Source organism: Capillimicrobium parvum, from assembly GCF_021172045.1.
GTDB classification, from domain to species: domain Bacteria; phylum Actinomycetota; class Thermoleophilia; order Solirubrobacterales; family Solirubrobacteraceae; genus Capillimicrobium; species Capillimicrobium parvum.
The window spans coordinates 4,674,857-4,691,333 of sequence record NZ_CP087164.1 but is presented as its reverse complement, the minus strand read 5'-3'; the positions used below and the strand labels follow the sequence as shown (position 1 = coordinate 4,691,333).

Sequence of the window (16,477 nt, the reverse complement as noted above, 5' to 3'; positions counted from 1 at the left end):
AGTAGGACTTCCTACTTTCCGCTCGGCCTGGAAGCGCCGTAGGATGCGCCCGTGAGCAAAGTCCTCTACGCGACCGCGGACCGCGTCGCCACGATCACCCTCGACGATCCGGACACGCGCAACGCACTGTCCGCCGAGCTCCTCGGCGAGCTCATCGACGCGTTCGAGCGCGCGCGAGACGACGACGACGTGCGCTGCGTCGTGCTCGCCTCCTCGCACGAGCGAACGTTCTCGAGCGGCGCGAACCTGGGCGGGTTCGCGGCCGACACGCCGCTCGTGCACCGCCACGAGGCCACCGCGCGGTTCGTGCGCCTGTTCAGCCTGGTCGGCGAGCTCGGCAAGCCGTCGATCGTCAAGGCCGGCGGTCACGTCCTCGCGGGCGCGCTCGGCGTCGCGCTCGCCTGCGACCTCATCGTCGCCTCCGAGAGCGCGAGCTTCGGGACGCCGGAGATCGGCATCGGAGCGTTCCCGTTCATGATCATGGCGCTGATCTACCGCAACGTCCCGCGCAAGAAGACCAACGAGCTCCTGCTGCTCGGCGAGCGGATCGACGCGCAGGAGGCCGAGCGCCTCGGGATCGTCAACAAGGTCGTGCCCGACGACGAGCTCGACGCCGCGGTGGCCGAATGGGCGGCCCGGCTCGCGAGCCGCTCGCCACTGGTCATGCGCCTCGGCAAGGACGCGATGTTCCGTCAGCAGGACATGGCGTTCGCCGACGCGCTCGAGTACCTGCGCGGGCAGCTCACGATCACGCAGTCGACGGAGGACCTCGTGGAGGGCGTCACCGCGTTCTTCGAGAAGCGGGAGCCGCAGTGGAAGGGCCGCTGATCGCGATTCCGCAGCCGTTCACGGACCGCGCGGACGTGGGCCGGGGGACCGAGGAGCTGGCGCGGATGCTGGGGGAGCCGCGGATCCTGGCGCCCGACGTCGCGACCGTCCGCGCGGCGCTGCAGGGCCGTCCGGTCGTGATCTCCAGCGAGTGCGTCGTCGCGCTGGCCACCCTGCCGTGGCTGGCCCAGGCGCGGCCCGGCACGCGCGTCCTGTGGCTCGATGCCCACCCGGACTTCAACACGCCCGACACGTCGCCGAGCGGATACGCCGGCGGCATGCCCGTGGCGGGCGCGACCGGGATGTGGGACGCCGGGGTGCAGCCCGCGTTCCCGGCCGAGGACATCGTCTTCGCCGGCATCCGCGACATCGACCCCGGCGAGCAGATGCTCCTCGACGGCGCCGGCGCCACGGTGCTGCGCGACGTCCGCGAGGCGCCCGCCGCCCTCGGCGGGGACGGCGCCGTCTTCGTCCACCTCGACTGCGACGTCATCGACGGCTATCCCGCCGCGTTCCCGGTTCCCGGCGGCCCGACCGCCGACGAGGTGCGCGACGTGCTGGCCCACGTCGCCGCACGGCACGAGATCGCCGGCGTCAGCGTCTCGGCCGTCGCCGGACCGCCCGACGTCGCCGCCGCCGTCATCGAACCCCTCCTCGCCCCATGACCGGCACCACCGGCCGGACCTCGATCCTGCGCCCGCTCGTCGAGGAGCTCGCCGAGCGCCGCGCCCACGCCCGTCTCGGCGGCGGAGAGGAGCGCATCGCCCGTCAGCACGAGAAGGGCGCGCTCACCGCGCGCGAGCGCATCGACCTCCTCGTCGACGAGGGCACGTTCACCGAGCTCGGCATCCACGCCGGGATCCACTACTCGGTGCGCGGCCTGGAGGACAAGGAGGCGCCGGCGGACGGCGTCATCACCGGCTACGGCAAGGTCGACGGGCGGATGGCCGCGATCGCCGCCTACGACTTCACGGTGATGGCGGGCTCGATGGGCATGAGCGGCGAGATCAAGGTCACGCGGCTGCGCGAGCTCGCGCTGACGAAGCGCATGCCGATGGTCTGGCTGCTCGACTCGGCCGGCGCGCGCATCCAGGAGGCGGTCGGGTCGCTGTTCGCCGGCTCCGGGCACCTCTTCCGCGAGGAGGTCGTCGCGTCCGGCGTCATCCCGCAGGTCGCCGCGCTGCTCGGCCCGTGCGCGGCCGGCACCGCGTACATCCCCGGGCTGGCCGACTTCGTGCCGATGGTCAAGGGCCGGGGCAGCATGGCGCTCGCCGGCCCGCATCTCGTCCGCGCCGCGGTCGGCGAGGACGTCACCCAGGAGGAGCTCGGCGGCTCGCGCGTGCACTGCCGCAAGTCGGGCGTCGGCGACCTCGAGGTCGCCGACGACCAGGAGTGCATCGCCCGCATCAGGGAGTACCTGAGCTACTTCCCGTCGCACAACGAGCAGGCGCCGCCGGTCCGCGAGTGCACCGATCCGGCCGACCGCCGCGACGACGGTCTCCTCGACGTCCTGCCGGAGTCCAACCGCAAGCCCTACGACATGTACGAGGTCATCCGGCGCATCGTCGACCACGGCGAGTGGCTCGACCTCAAGCCGCAGTGGGCGAAGACGATCATCACGTGCCTGGCACGCATGGGGGGACGGCCGGTCGGCATCGTCGCCAACCAGCCCAAGCAGCTCGGCGGCATCCTCGACAACGACTCCGCCGACAAGGCGGCGCGCTTCGTCAACCTCTGCAACGCCTACGGGATCCCGCTCGTGTTCCTCATGGACGTGCCCGGCTTCATGGTCGGCACGAAGGTCGAGCAGGCGGGCATCATCCGCCACGGGGCGAAGATGCTCTACGCGGTCGCCAACGCGACGGTGCCGAAGGTCACCGTCGTGCTGCGCAAGGCCTACGGCGCCGGCTACTACGTCATGAACGGCCGCGCCTACGAGCCCGACCTCATCGTGGCGTGGCCGAGCGCGGAGATCAGCGTGATGGGCGCCGAGGGCGCGGTCGAGATCGTCTTTCGCAAGCAGGTCGAGGCGGCCGACGACCCGGCGGCGATGAAGCAGCAGCTCATCGAGAACTACCGCAAGGTCATCGACGTCTACGTCCCGGCCCGGAGCGCGATGATCGACGACGTCATCGACCCGCGCGAGACGCGCCCGACGATCGTCCGCGCCCTGGAGATGGCCGAGACCAAGCGCGTCCAGCGGCCGTGGAAGCGCAACGGGGTCGTGCCGGTCTGAGGTCGTCTACCGCGCCGGCCAGGGCGGCGATGCGCCGGCGCGGCGGGTCCGCGCTGCGCCGGGCCGACGCCGACTTCTGACAGACTGCGCGCCCGGCATGGACGCCAAGGACTCGATCGAGCACTTCGACACCGCCCAGGCGCACGCATCGCACCTGCACGGTGGCGCCCACCCGCACCTCGTGCGCAACGCGGCGGTCCTCGTCGCGATCCTCGCGGCCTTCCTCGCGCTGGCGACCTTCCTCTCCAACGAGGCGGTCAAGGAGGTCATCACCGGCGAGACGAAGGCCGCCGACGCGTCCGCTCGCCTCGAGGCCAACGACGTCAAGACGACGGTGGCCGAGAACGACGCGACCCTCCTGAAGGTCCTGGCCTCCGACAACCCGGGCGAACGCCGCGCCGCGGAGCAGGCCGCCGCGCTCGAGGAGCGCGTCGTCGCGCACTACGCGCCGATCGACAAGGAGCTCGAGCACCAGATCGCCGAGCACCAGTACGAGCGCGACCACGCCGACGAGCGCCACCTGCTCTTCGAGGTCTCGGCGGTCGGGCTGCAGATCGCGATCGTGCTCGCCTCGATCTCGATCATCGCCCGCCGGCAGTGGCTGCTGGGCGGCGGCGCCGGCCTGGGCATGGCCGCGGCCGGCGTGCTGGTCGCCGGCCTGCTCGCCTGAGTGCTCGTCGTCAGCGGCCTCGTGCTCGGCGCCGACTGCCGCCCGGTCCGCGCGCCCTGCTCGGCGCGGCGCGCGGACCGCGGCGACGGGATCTCCGGCGCGCCGCTGCCGATGTGCCTGCGCCGCGGCGGATCAGGCCTGGGCGGGGCGCTTCTCGTCCGTGCTCGACCGACGGGGGGCGACGACCGCCGGAACGGCGGCGCGCACGCGGCGCCGCGCCAGCTCACGGCGAACGTGCTCGAGCATGCGGGAAGGGGTGGGGCGAAGCGAGCGGGGGGCGGCAGGCATGGGTCTCCTGGGTCAGGCTCTGGTTCACCAGAGGCCCAGGTCCGCGCACGCTGTGCGGATCACCGACCGTTCCTGCTGGCTGCGTATGGGGTGGCGCGCCGCTTCCGGCGTCGGCTTCGGCTGCGCTGATGGTCGATTACCCTGATACCTGAGTCTCGAATCGCGCCGGCGATCCCGCCCGAGCAGCGCTGCCTCGGGCCGGCGCGCTTGACCGCCGGCCAAGCGTCCGCAAAAGTGGGAAGTAGGACTTCCCACTCCCGACGGAGACCTCCTTGAGCCTCGACGACCCGGTCATCATCACCTGCTCGATCTCCGGCGCCCTCGCCAACCGCGAGCAGTGCCCGGCGATCCCGTACACGCCGGCCGAGTACGCGGCCGAGGCGCGCCGCATCGTCGACGAGGGCGGCGCGATGATCCACATCCACGCCCGCCGGCCGGACGGCACGCCCAGCTACGAGGTCGAGGACTTCCGCGCGATCACCGAGGCGATCCGCGCCGAGACGCCGGACGTGATCGTCAACTACTCGACCGGCGCGCTCGGCGTCCCGGTCGCCAAGCGCGTCGCCTACCTGCGCGAGCTGCGTCCCGACGTCGCCGCGCTGAACATGGGCTCGATGAACTACGCGAAGTACTCGTCGCGGCGCAAGGACTTCGTGTTCCAGACCGTGTTCACGAACCCGTTCGACGAGATCATCGAGCTCCTGCGGGCGATGAACGAGGCCGGGATCAAGCCCGAGCACGAGTGCTTCGACGTCGGGCACGTCGGCTCGCTGGCGCCGCTCGTGGACATGGGCGTGCTGCACCCCCCGCTGCACGTGTCCGCGGTGATGGGGATCACCGGCGGCGTGCCGCCCACCGCGCGCAACCTCGCGACTATGGCCGACAACGTGCCCGCCGGTTCGCACTGGGGCGTCATCGGCATCTCCCGCGCGCAGTGGATGCTCGTCGCCGCCGCCCTGACGCTCGGCGGCTCGATCCGGGTCGGCCTCGAGGACAACTTCTACCTCCCCGACGGCAGCATGGCGCGATCGAACGGCGACCTGATCGCCAAGGCGCGCCAGATGACCGAGGACGTCGGCCGGCGGCCCGCCACGATCGCCGAGGCGCGCGTCCAGCTCGGGCTGTCCGAGCGGGTGGCGATCGCATGAGCGGCGGACTCCCGCTCGACGGCATCCGCGTCCTCGACCTCTCGCGGCTGCTGCCGGGCGGCTTCTGCTCGCTGCTCCTGGCCGACTTCGGCGCCGACGTGATCAAGGTGGAGGACACGGGCCTCGGCGACTACGTGCGCTGGGCCGAGCCGAAGGTCCCCGGCGCCGAGCCGACGGCGTCGAGCGCGCTGTTCCTGGCACTGAACCGCAACAAGCGCTCGATCCGCATCGACCTCAAGACGGACGCCGGGCGCGACGTGCTGCTGCGCCTCGCCCGCCACGCGGACGTGCTGCTCGAGTCGTTCCGGCCCGACGTGCTCGACCGCCTCGGCGTCGGCTACGAGCGCCTGCGCGAGGTCAACCCGGGCCTCGTGTACTGCGCGATCAGCGGCTACGGCCGGGACGGGCCGTACCGCGAGCGCTCCGGGCACGACATGAACTACCTCGGCCTCGTCGGCCTGCTCGGCCTCAGCGGCGAGCACGACGGGCCCCCCATGCAGGCGGCGGGCCAGATCGCCGACCTCGGCGGCGGGGCGCTCATGGCCGCGTTCGGCATCCTCGCCGCGCTGCGCGAGCGCGACCGCTCGGGCGTGGGGCAGCTCGTCGACGTGTCGATGGCCGACGGCGCGCTGTCGTGGCTGGCGATGGTCGCGGCGAAGTACTTCGCGTCCGGCGAGGTGCCTCGGCGCGGCGACCTCGAGCTCGCCGGACGGCTCGTCTGCTACCGGCCCTACGCGTGCGCCGACGGCTGGGTCACGCTCGCCGCGCTGGAGCCGAAGTTCTGGGCCGCGTGGTGTCGCGGCGTCGGCCGGGAGGATCTCGTCGCCCACCAGTTCGACGCCCCCGGATCCACCGCGCACGCGGAGGTCGAGGCGATCTTCCGCCGCCGCACCCGCGCCGAGTGGTCGGCGTTCGCGTCCGACCACGACTGCTGCCTGGAGCCGGTGCTCGAGCTCGACGAGGCGCTGGACTCCGAGCTGGTCGCGGCGCGCGAGATGGTGGTCGAGCTCGACCAGCCGGGGGCGCAGGAGCCGGTGCGCCTGCTGGGCGTGCCGGTCAAGCTGTCGCGCACGCCGGGCGACGCGAACCGCCTGCCCGGGCCGGGCCTGGGCGAGCAGAGCGAGCAGCTGCTGCGCGAGGCCGGGTTCGTCGAGGACGAGATCGCGGCGCTGCTGGCGTCCGGCGCGGTGGCCGGCCCCGCGCAGGCGCCGGAGGGCTCGTTCCTCGGATGAACGCCGACGGGCTGCTGAAGATGTCCGAGTTGGCCGAGCGCTCCGGGGTCAGCGCGGGGACGATCAAGCACTACCTGCGCGAGGGGCTGCTCGGCGGCGGCGACGACGTCGTGCGGACGTCGCGCAACATGGCGTACTACCCGCCGGAGTTCGTCGACCGGATCCGGCTCATCAAGCGCCTGCAGGAGGAGCGCTTCATGCCGCTGAAGGTCATCGCCCACGTCATGGGCGACGACCCCGAGCGGATGGCGGCGCTCGTCGCGCTCGAGGACCGCATCCTCGAGCGCGCCGTCTCGGCGCGCGAAGGCGACCGGATCTCCCGGGCGGACGCCACGCGCAGCTACGACCTGCCCGACGCCGTGCTCGACCGTCTGCAGGAGATCGGCGTGCTGTCGCCGACCAGCCGCGGCTACGACGGCGACGACGTCGCGATCATCGAGGCGATCTCGCGCTTCCGCGCGGGCGGCTATGACGAGGCGCTCGGCTTCACCGTCTACGACACGCTGCGCTACCAGGAGGCGCTCGAGCCCCTCGTGCGCGAGGAGGTCCGCATCCTGCTCGAGCGGCTCGCCGGCGAGGTCAGCGTCGAGCGCGCGGCGGACATCATCGCCTCGGGGGCCGAGCCCCTGCGCGAGCTCATCGGCGCCATGCACTCCAAGCTCCTGCTGGCGGAGTTGCGACGCCAGCATGGGGAGCGTTAGCGGTTCGTCCCAGGACCGTCGCCCTTTCGGGTTGAGGGTCCGGAGGCGGGCCGCTAGCTTCGCGCGCATGGACGCACAGGTGCGCGAGCTCTTCGGTGAGGGCCGCAACTTCCCCACGCTGGCGACCCTCATGACCGACGGCTCGCCCCACGCGATCTCGATCTGGAGCGGGGTGGAGGGCGACCGGGTCGTCTTCTTCACGGGCCGACAGTCGCTCAAGGGGCGCAACATCGCCCGCGATCCCCACGTCGCCCTCTCGGTCGTCGACTTCGAGAACCCCTACCGCACCGCGCGCGTGCGCGGCGAGGTGGTCGAGACGCTGGACGGCGACGCCGCGATGGAGGTCGTCGACCGCATCAGCCAGCGGTACGTCGGCACCGACTTCCCGTTGCGCGACTCGACGCTCTACTTCGTCGAGATCCACCGGGAGTCGTTCGAGGAGCTCCCCTTCGAGCACGCGTAGCGAGCGTCAGACCTCCCAGCCGCCGCTCTCGCCGCTGCGCGCCTCGGCCAGCGCGCGGTCGAGCTGGCGCAGCGCGGCGGGCAGCGTCGTGGCGAGCGAGCGGCCGGCGTCGGTGAGCCCGACGCGGCGGCTCGTGCGGTGCAGCAGCACGACCCCGAGCTCGTCCTCGAGGCGGCGGATGTGCCGGCTCAGCGTCGGCTGCGAGACGCCGACGCGCTCGGCGGCGCGCCCGAAGTGCAGGTCGGTCGCAACCGCCTGGAACGAGCGCAGGTCGCGCAGCTCCACCATGGCGATGCGCAACCTACATCAATGCAGGAACTGCATCGAAACGAGACGGGCCGCGGGGTTGATCGCCCGCGCCGCGCCGACGTAGGTTGGCGCTCGAGAGAGACGCGTTGGAGGAGGCTGCACATGGGTGAAGGGATCGGGATCGTCGGCTCCGGGATCGCAGGACTGCACCTCGGGCTGTTCCTGCGCGGGCACGACGTGCCGGTGACGATCTACACGGACAGGACCGCCGACCAGGTCGCGGGCGGGCGGCTGCCGAACACCGTCGGCCACCACCACCACACGCTCGAGCGCGAGCGCGCGCTCGGCGTCCACCACTGGGACGCGAACGAGTACGGCTACGTCTGCCACCACCACTACGTCGGCGGCGAGCAGCCGCTGCGCTTCCGGGGCGACTTCGCCCACCCGTCCTCGGTGATCGACTACCGGCTCTACCTGCCCAGGCTCATGGAGGACTTCGAGTCGCGCGGCGGCGAGATCGTCATCGAGCAGGTGGCCGCCGAGGACGTCGACCGGCTGTCCCAGCGCCACGACCTCATGGTCGTCGCGTCGGGCCGCGGGTCGCTTCAGTCGATGTTCGCCCGCCGGCCGGAGCAGTCCCCGTACGACCGCCCGCAGCGGCGCCTGAGCGCCGGGATCTACGCCGGCGTCGCCTACTCCGAGCCGAAGGGCGTGAACATCCACTTCTCGCCCGGCCATGGCGAGCTGCTCGAGCTGCCGATCTTCTCCCACCAGGGGTTCGGCACCGCGCTGCTGTTCGAGAACGTCCCCGGCGGCGACCTCGAGGTCCTCGCCGACACGCGCTTCGAGGACGATCCGGCCGCGTTCAACCGCCTCGTCCTCGAGAAGCTGCGTGCGCACTACCCGATGGTGGTCGAACGGCTCGACGAGTCCGAGTTCGGGCTGTGGGGCGAGCGCGACATCCTGCAGGGCGCGCTGACGCCGACGGTCCGCGAGGACTACGTGCGCCTCGACGGCGGGGGCTACGCGATCGCCGTCGGCGACGTCCACACCGTGGTCGACCCGATGATGGGCCAGGGCGCGAACTCGGCCTCGTACTCCGCGTGGACGCTCGGCGAGGCGATCGTCTCCGACCACGTCTACGACGAGCGCTTCTGCCGCCGGGCGGCGCGCGAGCGCGAGGGGCTCGTCCTCGGCGTCTCGGACTGGACGAACCTCATGCTCAACCCGCCGCCGCACGTGCTCGAGTTCATCGGGGCGATGTCGCAGGACAAGGCGCTCTGCGACGAGTTCACCTCGAACTTCAACGATCCCGAGAAGCAGGTCGACGTGCTCTGTACGCCCGAGCGCACCCGGGCGTACCTGGCACGGTGGGCCGCGGGCCTAACGCCGGCGGCGTAGCAGCCAGAGGATCACGAGGACGATCACGGCGAGGCCCGCGACCGTCTTCGGGTCGCGCAGACGGCTCGCGATGACAGCGCCGGCGATGTTGCCGGCGTCGAGCGGCTCGGGCTCCGGGGCCGGCGTGCGCGGCGGCGGCGGGGGCGGCGGCACGGCGCCCGCCGCGGCCCCGGCGCCCGCGCCGGCCTCGTCCGCGGCATCGGCCTGGGCCGCCTCAGCCGCGGTCGCGCCCGCGGCCTGCGGCGCCGACGGCGCCGCGGCCGCCGGCATCTCCGCCGTCGTGGCGTCCTCTTCGGGGGGCCCGCCCTCGAGCATCGCCGCCAGGTTGGACGAGAACTGGTCGATGAGCTTGCCCGAGACGTCCTGGATGATCCCGCGGCCCATCGACGCCGCCTTGCCGCTCAGCGCCACGTCGGACGTGATGTCGCCGTGCGTGCCGTCGCCCGCCTGCGTGAGCGTCATCTCGACCGTCGCGTCCGCCGTGCCCTGGCCGCGGGCCTCGCGGGCGCGGGCGCGCATGACGGCGCGGTGGCCGGCCTCGTCGCGGTCGACGATCTCGACGTCGCCGCGATAGGTCATCTGGATCGGCCCGAGCTTGACCTTGATGGAGACCTTGTAGCTGTCGTCGCTCGTCTGCTCGAGCACCTGTGCGCCCGGCACGCACGGGGCGACGCGTTCGACGTCCAGCATCGCCGCGTAGACCTCGTCGATCGGCGCCTTGACGTCGAACGTGTTCTCGAACTTCATGGGGTGATGCTCCTCGCTCTCAGGGGCTGCGTCATGGTGCGCCGATCGCGTCGACGACCTCGTCGAGTGCGGCCAGGCTATGCCCGCTGACCATCGCATCGCAATGGGGCAGCGCGGCCGCCATGCCGCCGGCGAGCGGCTCGAAGCCGGCGGCGGCGGCCCGCGGGTTGACCCACACGATGCGGTGCGCGAGCCGGCGCAGGCGCTCCATCTCGCGGCCGACGAGCTCGGGGTCGCCGCGCTCCCAGCCGTCGGACAGGATCACGATCACCGCGCCGCGGGCCAGGCCGCGGCGGCCGTAGCGCTGGTTGAAGGTGCGCAGCGCCTCGCCGATGCGCGTGCCGCCCGACCAGTCAGGGGCCGCGGCGGCGGCGCGCCTGAGCGCCGCGGCGTGGTCGCGCCCGCGCAGCGCGCGGGTGACCCGCGTCAGGCGGGTGGCGAACGTGAACGCCTCGGCCTCCGCGCCGCCGACCGCGCTCTCCAGCAGCTGCAGGTAGGCGCGGGCGTAGGACTCCATCGACCCCGAGATGTCGCACAGCAGCACGAGCCGGCGCGTCTCGACGCGCCGGCGGCGGCGCACGATGCGCACCGGGTCGCCGCCCGTGCGGTGCGCGCGGCGCAGCGTCGCGCGCGGGTCGGGCCGGCCGTGGTGGCGGTGGCGCTCGGTGCGGCGGCGCCGGCGCGGGGGCGGTGCGAGGCGCAGCTCGCGCATGAGCCGGCGCACGGCGGCGAGCTCCGTGTCGTCGAGCTCGTCGAACTCGCGGTGCGACAGGCGCTCGCGCGCGCTGGCCACCGCCAGCGTCGCCTCGTCGTCGCTCTCGGCATCCTCGTCGTCGGCCTCCGGCTCGGCCGGGACCGCCTGGGGCGACCGGCGCGGCTGCGTCCCCGGGGGCGCCTGGGCCGTCTCGTCGCTGGTGTGGCGCTCGCGCGGGTTCTTCGCGTCGCCCGGCGCGGTGCGCACGCCGGGATGGCCGCGCACGGCGTCCATCGGATCGGCCCAGCCGTCGAAGACGTGGGAGAAGACGGCGTCGAACGCCGACAGCTGCGACGGGTCGCTGACGAACACGGCGCGCGCGGCCCGGTACACGCGGTCGCGATCCAGCGGGTCCAGCAGCGCGAGCGCCTCGGCGAACCGCGTGCAGCGCTCGGCGCCCGCGTTCACGCCCGCATCGTGCAGCTCGCGCCCGAAGGCGGCGGCGAAGGCGGGGAGGTCGAGCGTCGCCGTCTCACTCATCGGCGCCGCCGGCGATCCGCTCCAGGCCGGCCGCGCGCACCGCGACCTCGTCGTCGCGGTCCTTGAGCACCGAGCCGAGCGTGCGATCGGCGGCGTCCGCGGTCAGCCGGTCGATCCCGAGCACCCGCAGCGCCGCCGTCCAGTCGATCGCCTCCGCGACGCCCGGCGGCTTCTGCATGTCGAGTGCTCGCAGCCGGCCCACCGCGGCGCTGACCTCGACGGCGAGCGACTGCGCCGCGGCGGGAACCCGGCGGCGGACGATCTCGGCCTCGCGCTCCTGGTCGGGGTAGTCGATCCAGTGGTACAGGCAGCGGCGCTTGAGCGCGTCGTGCAGGTCGCGGGTGCGGTTGGACGTCAGCACGACGAGCGGCGCGATCGCCGCGCGGATCGTCCCCAGCTCCGGCACCGTCACGCTCGACTCGGCGAGCAGCTCGAGCAGGAACGCCTCGAAGTCGTCGTCGGCGCGGTCGAGCTCGTCGATGAGCAGCACGGCGGGCAGCGGGCCCGGGTGCTCGATGGCGCGCAGCAGCGGCCGGCGCAGCAGGTAGGCGTCGGCGAACAGCGAGTCCTCGTCGAGCGGCTCGCCGCGGGCCTCGGCGGCCCGGATCGCCAGGAGCTGGCGCGGATAGTTCCACTCGTACAGCGCCTCGGCCGCGTCGATGCCCTCGTAGCACTGCAGGCGGATCAGCGGGGTGCCGAGCGCGTCGGCCAGCGCGGTCGCCGCGCTCGTCTTGCCGACGCCCGCCTCGCCCTCGAGCAGGATCGGCTGGGGGAGGCGCAAGCCCAGGAACATCGTCGTGGCGAGCGCGGGATCGGCGATGTAGCCGACCTCGTCGAGCGCGGCGATCAGCGTGTCGAGGTCCGGGACGCGGTCGACGACCGCCTGCGGTGCGCCCGCCCGCGCCGCGCTGCCGCCGCTCACGACGCCACCTCCGCCTGCGGTGCGCCCGCCCGCGCTGCGCTGCCGCCGCTCACGACGCCACCTCCGCCGCCCGCAGCTCCTCGTAGTCCTCCCACGTGTCGACGTCGGCCGGAACGCGCCCAGCCACCGGCACGTCGGCGACCTCGCCGGCCCGCTCGTCCATCAGGCGCCACACCGCCTTGTCGCCGTGCAGGCCCGCCAGCTCACCGAACGTCGCGCGCGAGAACGCGAGCGGGTGGCCGCGGCCGTCGTCGTACCGGCACGCGGCCAGCGGCGCGTCGCCGCGGCCGGCCAGCAGCGCGCGCACGGTCTCGGGGCGCACGCCCGGCTGATCGCCGAGCATGAGCACGAGCACGTCCGCCGCCGGGTCGACGACCGGCAGCGCCGCCGCGATCGACGACGAGCATCCGCTGCCATAGGACTCGTTCACCACCACCCGGCTACCCGACAGGTCGACCTTCGCACGCACGTCGGCCGCGCCGCCGCCGAGGGCGACGATCAGCTGGTCGAAGGGGCAGGCGCGCGCGACGTCGAGCACGGCGTCGAGCAGGGTGCGCCCGCCGAGCGGCAGGAGCTGCTTGGGCGTCCCCAGCCGCCGGGATCCTCCGGCCGCCAGCACCAGGCCGCTAACGCGTTCGTCCATGGGTGGAGTATGCCCCGCGGCAGTGCTCGGAGCAGAACCACATGCGCTCACCGTCGACGTCGAGGTGCGGCGTCTCGTCCGTCGCGGCGACCTCCATGCCGCACACCGGGTCGACCGCGACGGCCACATCGGTCCGCTCGGCCGCGCGGCGCACCGCCACGATCTCGGCCAGGATCGACACCGCGATCTCGGCCGGCGTCAGCGCGCCGATGTCGAGGCCCGCGGGCGTCCGGACCCGCGCCGCGTCCGCCTCGCCGAGCGCGGCGAGGACCGCCGGCCCGCGCCGCCGGCTCGCCACGAGGCCGATGTACGGGACCTCCGCGGCCAGCGCGTCCGCGAGCACGCCCTCCTCGTCCCGGCCGTGCGAGGCGACGACCACTGCGGCGTCGTCGCCTCGCACCCCCCCGCCACCGGGCACGACGTCGTAGCCGGCGGCCGCCGCGAGCTCGCGCAGCGCGCCGGCGATCGGCGTGTCGCCGGCGACGACCAGCCGGGGCGCGGGCAGGTGCGGCTCGAGGAAGATCTCCAGCCCTCCGCCGCTCAGGCACGGGTTGCCCACCGACAGGCAGCCCTCCTCGACGTCGACGTCGCCGGGACTGCCGCCCTCGCCCGCGGTCCCCACGATCCGCAGCAGCAGCGGCTCGCCGGTCTCGAGCGCGCGCAGCGCGTGCAGGCGCACGCTCTCCTCCGCGCAGTCGCCGCCGACGAAGCCGTGGATGCGCCCGCGGGCGTCGATGCGGGCGCGGTCGCCCGGCCGTGCGCTCGCGGGGCGCACGACGTGGACGACCGTCGCCTCGACATAGGGCTCGGCGACGCTCAAGCCGGCGGCTCCGCGCGTCCCTGCATCGCCGCCCACACCCGCGCCGGCGTCAGCGGCATGTCCGCGTGGCGGACCCCGTAGGGCTCGAGCGCGTCGATGACCGCGTTGACCACGGCGGGCGGCGAGCCGACCGTCGCCGACTCGCCGATCCCCTTCGCCCCGATCGGGTGGTGCGGCGACGGGGTGACCGTGTGGCCGGTCTCCCACTCGGGCACCTCGAGCGCGGTCGGCACCAGGTAGTCCATGAACGAGCCGCCGAGGCAGTTGCCCTCCTCGTCGAACGAGATGAGCTGCATGAGGGCCATCCCGACTCCGTCGGTCAGTCCGCCGTGGATCTGGCCTTCGATGATCATCGGGTTGATCCGCGTGCCGCAGTCGTCGACGGCCACGAACCGCCGGACCTTGACGACCCCGGTGCCCGGGTCCACGTCGACGACGCAGACGTACGCGCCGAACGGGAACGTCAGGTTCGGCGGGTCGTAGACCGTCTCGGCGTCCAGGCCGGGCTCGATGCCCTCGGGCAGCTCGACCGTCCCGTGCGCGCCCATCGCGATCTCCTGGATCGTCGCGCCGCGGGAGGGGTCGCCCTTGACGAAGAAGCGGCCTTTCTCCCACTCGAGGTCGTCGGCGGAGGCCTCGAGCATCGCCGCCGCCACGATCCGCGCGCGCTCGCGGACCTTGCGCGCGACGACCGCGGTCGCCGCGCCCGACACCGGGGTCGAGCGCGAGCCGTAGGTGCCCAGCCCGAACGGCGTGCGGTCCGTGTCGCCGTGGACCACCTCGACGTCCTCGGGCGGGATGCCGAGCTCCTCGGCGACGATCTGCGCGAACGTCGTCTCGTGGCCCTGGCCCTGCGTCTGGCAGCTGATGCCGAGCTGCGCCTTGCCGGTCGGGTGGATGCGCAGCTCCGCGCCGTCGGACATGCCCAGGCCGACGATGTCCATGTGCTTGCGCGGCCCCGCGCCGACCGTCTCCGTGAAGAACGCGACGCCGATGCCCATCAACTCGCCGCCCGCCCCGCCGCCGGCGGCGCCATCGCCCGAGCCCCGCTCGGCGTGTGCCCGCCGCTTCTCGGCCTGCTCGCGGCGCAGCTCGTCGTAGCCGACCATGTCGAGCGCCATCCGCAGCGCGGTCGGGTAGTCGCCGGAGTCGTAGACCCAGCCGGTCTTGTTCTCGTAGGGGAACTGCTCGGGCTTGAGCAGGTTCTTCATCCGCAGCTCGGCGGGGTCCATGCCGAGCTCGGCCGCGAGCACGTCGACCATCCGCTCGACGAGGTACACCGCCTCGGTGACGCGGAACGAGCAGGCGTACGCGACCCCTCCGCCGGCCTTGTTCGTGTAGACGCCGGTCACCTTGCAGTGCGCGGCCTCGATGTCGTAGGAGCCGGTGAAGATGTGGAAGAACCCGGCCGGGTACTTCGTCGGCTGAGCGGTCGTGTTGAAGGCGCCGTGGTCGGCCAGCACCCGCGTGCGGATGCCGAGGATCTTGCCGTCCTTCGTCGCCGCGATCTCGCCGCGCATGTGGTAGTCGCGGGCGAACGACGTGGAGACGAGGTTCTCGGTGCGGTCCTCCATCCACTTGACCGGCTTGCCGGTGACGATGGAGGCGACCGTCGCGCAGACGTAGCCCGGGTAGATGCCGACCTTGTTGCCGAAGCCGCCGCCGATGTCGGGCGAGACCACGCGGATGCGCTCCTCGGGCAGCCCGGCGACCAGGGCGAACAGCGTCCGGTGGGCGTGCGGCGCCTGGCTGGTCTCCCACAGCGTCAGGCGGCCCTCGACGCGATCGTAGTCGGCCACGCAGCCGCACGTCTCCATCGGCGCCGGGTGCACGCGCGGGTAGAGCATGTCCTGCGCCACGACGACGTCGGCGCGCGCGAAGACCTCGTCGCACGCCGCCGCGTCCCCCGACTCCCAGTCGAAGATGTGGTTGTCCGTGCGCCCCTCGATCTCGTCGCGGATGATCGGCGCGTCGGGGTCGAGCGCCTTCTTGGCGTCGACGAGGACGGGCAGCGGCTCGTACTCGACGTCGATGAGCTCGAGCGCGTCACGCGCGGAGTACCGGTCGTCGGCGACGACGAACGCGACCTCCTGGCCCTGGAAGCGGACCTTGTCGGTCGCGAGGACCGCGCACACGTCCGCCGAGAGCGTGGGCATCCAGGCCAGCCCCTGTGCCTCGAGGTCCTTGCCGGTGATGACGGCGTGGACCTTCGGGTGCGCCATCGCGGCGGCCGTGTCGATCGACGCGATCCGCGCGTGGGCGAGCGGGCTGCGCAGGATCGCCCCGTGCAGCATTCCCGGCAGCTGGATGTCGTCGACGTAGCGGCCGCGGCCGCGGATGAACCGCGGGTCCTCCTTGCGCAGCATCCGGCCGAAGCCGATGGGGCGCTCCTCCTGGGGCGGCAGCTCGGTGGAGGCCATCAGGGCGTCACCTCCGCAGGGTGCTCGGCCGCCCAGCGCACTGAGCGGACGATCGTGGTGTAGCCGGTACAGCGGCAGATCTGGCCGGAGATCGCGGTGCGGATCTCGTCGTCGCTCGGGTCAGGGTTCTCGTCGAGCAGCGCCCGGGCGGTCATGAGCATGCCGGGTGTGCAGAAGCCGCACTGCAGGCCGTGCTCCTCCATGAAGCCCTGCTGGACCGGGTCGAGCACGCCGTCGCGCTCGAGGTCCTCGACGGTGCGGATCTCGTGCCCGCCGGCCATCGCGGCCAGCACGGTGCACGACTTCACGGGCTCGCCGTCCATCTGGACGGTGCACGTGCCGCAGTTGCTCGTGTCGCAGCCCCAGTGGGTCCCGGTGAGCCCGAGGTGGTCGCGTAGGAAGTGGACGAGCAGCAGGCGCGGCTCGATCTCCCGCGTGACCTCGTCGCCGTTGACGGTCATCGTCACTTGCATCG

Annotated in this window: 17 protein-coding genes; 9 read left to right on the top strand and 8 right to left on the bottom strand. The window is 73.1% G+C overall.

The genetic code is table 11. The features are described from left to right. The first annotated feature begins 51 nt into the window (after positions 1–51). From DSM104329_RS22870 to DSM104329_RS22835, 8 genes are all read left to right on the top strand, one after another. A complete protein-coding gene (locus DSM104329_RS22870) occupies positions 52–828 on the top strand; it encodes an enoyl-CoA hydratase/isomerase family protein (protein ID WP_259312167.1) in 777 nt (258 codons plus the stop codon). Next, positions 813–1,493, top strand: coding sequence for an arginase family protein (locus DSM104329_RS22865; RefSeq protein ID WP_259312166.1), 681 nt, complete (start codon positions 813–815; stop codon positions 1,491–1,493). Before DSM104329_RS22870 ends, DSM104329_RS22865 begins: the two co-directional genes overlap by 16 nt. Then, on the top strand, positions 1,490–3,064 hold the full coding sequence (locus DSM104329_RS22860) for an acyl-CoA carboxylase subunit beta (protein WP_259312165.1): 1,575 nt from the start codon (positions 1,490–1,492) through the stop codon (positions 3,062–3,064). Before DSM104329_RS22865 ends, DSM104329_RS22860 begins: the two co-directional genes overlap by 4 nt. A 97-nt stretch (positions 3,065–3,161) precedes the next feature. Continuing rightward, positions 3,162–3,734, top strand: coding sequence for a DUF4337 domain-containing protein (locus tag DSM104329_RS22855; RefSeq protein WP_259312164.1), 573 nt, complete (start codon positions 3,162–3,164; stop codon positions 3,732–3,734). A 560-nt stretch (positions 3,735–4,294) separates the two neighbouring features. Continuing rightward, positions 4,295–5,170 carry a BKACE family enzyme gene (locus DSM104329_RS22850; protein ID WP_259312163.1) on the top strand — a complete coding sequence of 292 codons (876 nt, stop codon included), beginning with the start codon at positions 4,295–4,297 and terminating at the stop codon, positions 5,168–5,170. Beyond that, a complete protein-coding gene (locus DSM104329_RS22845; RefSeq protein WP_259312162.1) occupies positions 5,167–6,402 on the top strand; it encodes a CaiB/BaiF CoA transferase family protein in 1,236 nt (411 codons plus the stop codon). Before DSM104329_RS22850 ends, DSM104329_RS22845 begins: the two co-directional genes overlap by 4 nt. Further along, positions 6,399–7,103, top strand: coding sequence for a MerR family transcriptional regulator (locus DSM104329_RS22840; RefSeq protein ID WP_259312161.1), 705 nt, complete (start codon positions 6,399–6,401; stop codon positions 7,101–7,103). Before DSM104329_RS22845 ends, DSM104329_RS22840 begins: the two co-directional genes overlap by 4 nt. Positions 7,104–7,170: 67 nt before the next feature. Further along, positions 7,171–7,566 carry a PPOX class F420-dependent oxidoreductase gene (locus tag DSM104329_RS22835; RefSeq protein WP_259312160.1) on the top strand — a complete coding sequence of 132 codons (396 nt, stop codon included), beginning with the start codon at positions 7,171–7,173 and terminating at the stop codon, positions 7,564–7,566. A 6-nt stretch (positions 7,567–7,572) separates the two neighbouring features. Here the strand turns inward: DSM104329_RS22835 and DSM104329_RS28985 are convergent, their stop codons facing one another. After that, entirely contained in the window at positions 7,573–7,854 is a 282-nt protein-coding gene (locus tag DSM104329_RS28985) for a LysR family transcriptional regulator (RefSeq protein ID WP_326924458.1), read from the bottom strand. 123 nt (positions 7,855–7,977) lie between these two features. Between DSM104329_RS28985 and styA the strand changes: the two genes are divergently transcribed. After that, the gene (styA, locus tag DSM104329_RS22825) at positions 7,978–9,216 is read left to right on the top strand and encodes a styrene monooxygenase subunit StyA (protein WP_259312159.1); all 1,239 of its coding nucleotides are present in this window, start codon (positions 7,978–7,980) and stop codon (positions 9,214–9,216) included. Here the strand turns inward: styA and DSM104329_RS22820 are convergent. The 7 genes from DSM104329_RS22820 to DSM104329_RS22790 are packed head-to-tail and all read right to left on the bottom strand — an operon-like array spanning position 9,199 to position 16,475. After that, the gene (locus tag DSM104329_RS22820; protein ID WP_259312158.1) at positions 9,199–9,963 is read right to left on the bottom strand and encodes an SRPBCC family protein; all 765 of its coding nucleotides are present in this window, start codon (positions 9,961–9,963) and stop codon (positions 9,199–9,201) included. The genes styA and DSM104329_RS22820 overlap by 18 nt on opposite strands. Positions 9,964–9,994: 31 nt before the next feature. Next, positions 9,995–11,197 carry a vWA domain-containing protein gene (locus DSM104329_RS22815; protein ID WP_259312157.1) on the bottom strand — a complete coding sequence of 401 codons (1,203 nt, stop codon included), beginning with the start codon at positions 11,195–11,197 and terminating at the stop codon, positions 9,995–9,997. After that, positions 11,190–12,119: an AAA family ATPase gene (locus tag DSM104329_RS22810; protein WP_259312156.1), complete on the bottom strand. Its 930-nt coding sequence runs from the start codon at positions 12,117–12,119 to the stop codon at positions 11,190–11,192. Before DSM104329_RS22810 ends, DSM104329_RS22815 begins: the two co-directional genes overlap by 8 nt. Positions 12,120–12,168: 49 nt before the next feature. Continuing rightward, complete coding sequence (locus DSM104329_RS22805) at positions 12,169–12,762, bottom strand: nucleotidyltransferase family protein (RefSeq protein ID WP_259312155.1); 594 nt, start codon at positions 12,760–12,762, stop codon at positions 12,169–12,171. Further along, the gene (locus DSM104329_RS22800) at positions 12,746–13,582 is read right to left on the bottom strand and encodes an XdhC family protein (protein WP_259312154.1); all 837 of its coding nucleotides are present in this window, start codon (positions 13,580–13,582) and stop codon (positions 12,746–12,748) included. The genes DSM104329_RS22805 and DSM104329_RS22800 overlap by 17 nt, the downstream gene beginning before the upstream one ends. Then, positions 13,579–16,002 (bottom strand): aerobic carbon-monoxide dehydrogenase large subunit, encoded by a 2,424-nt coding sequence (locus DSM104329_RS22795; RefSeq protein ID WP_259312153.1) that lies wholly within the window; start codon positions 16,000–16,002, stop codon positions 13,579–13,581. Before DSM104329_RS22795 ends, DSM104329_RS22800 begins: the two co-directional genes overlap by 4 nt. Then, positions 16,002–16,475, bottom strand: coding sequence for a (2Fe-2S)-binding protein (locus DSM104329_RS22790; RefSeq protein WP_259312152.1), 474 nt, complete (start codon positions 16,473–16,475; stop codon positions 16,002–16,004). Before DSM104329_RS22790 ends, DSM104329_RS22795 begins: the two co-directional genes overlap by 1 nt. Positions 16,476–16,477 lie beyond the last annotated feature (2 nt).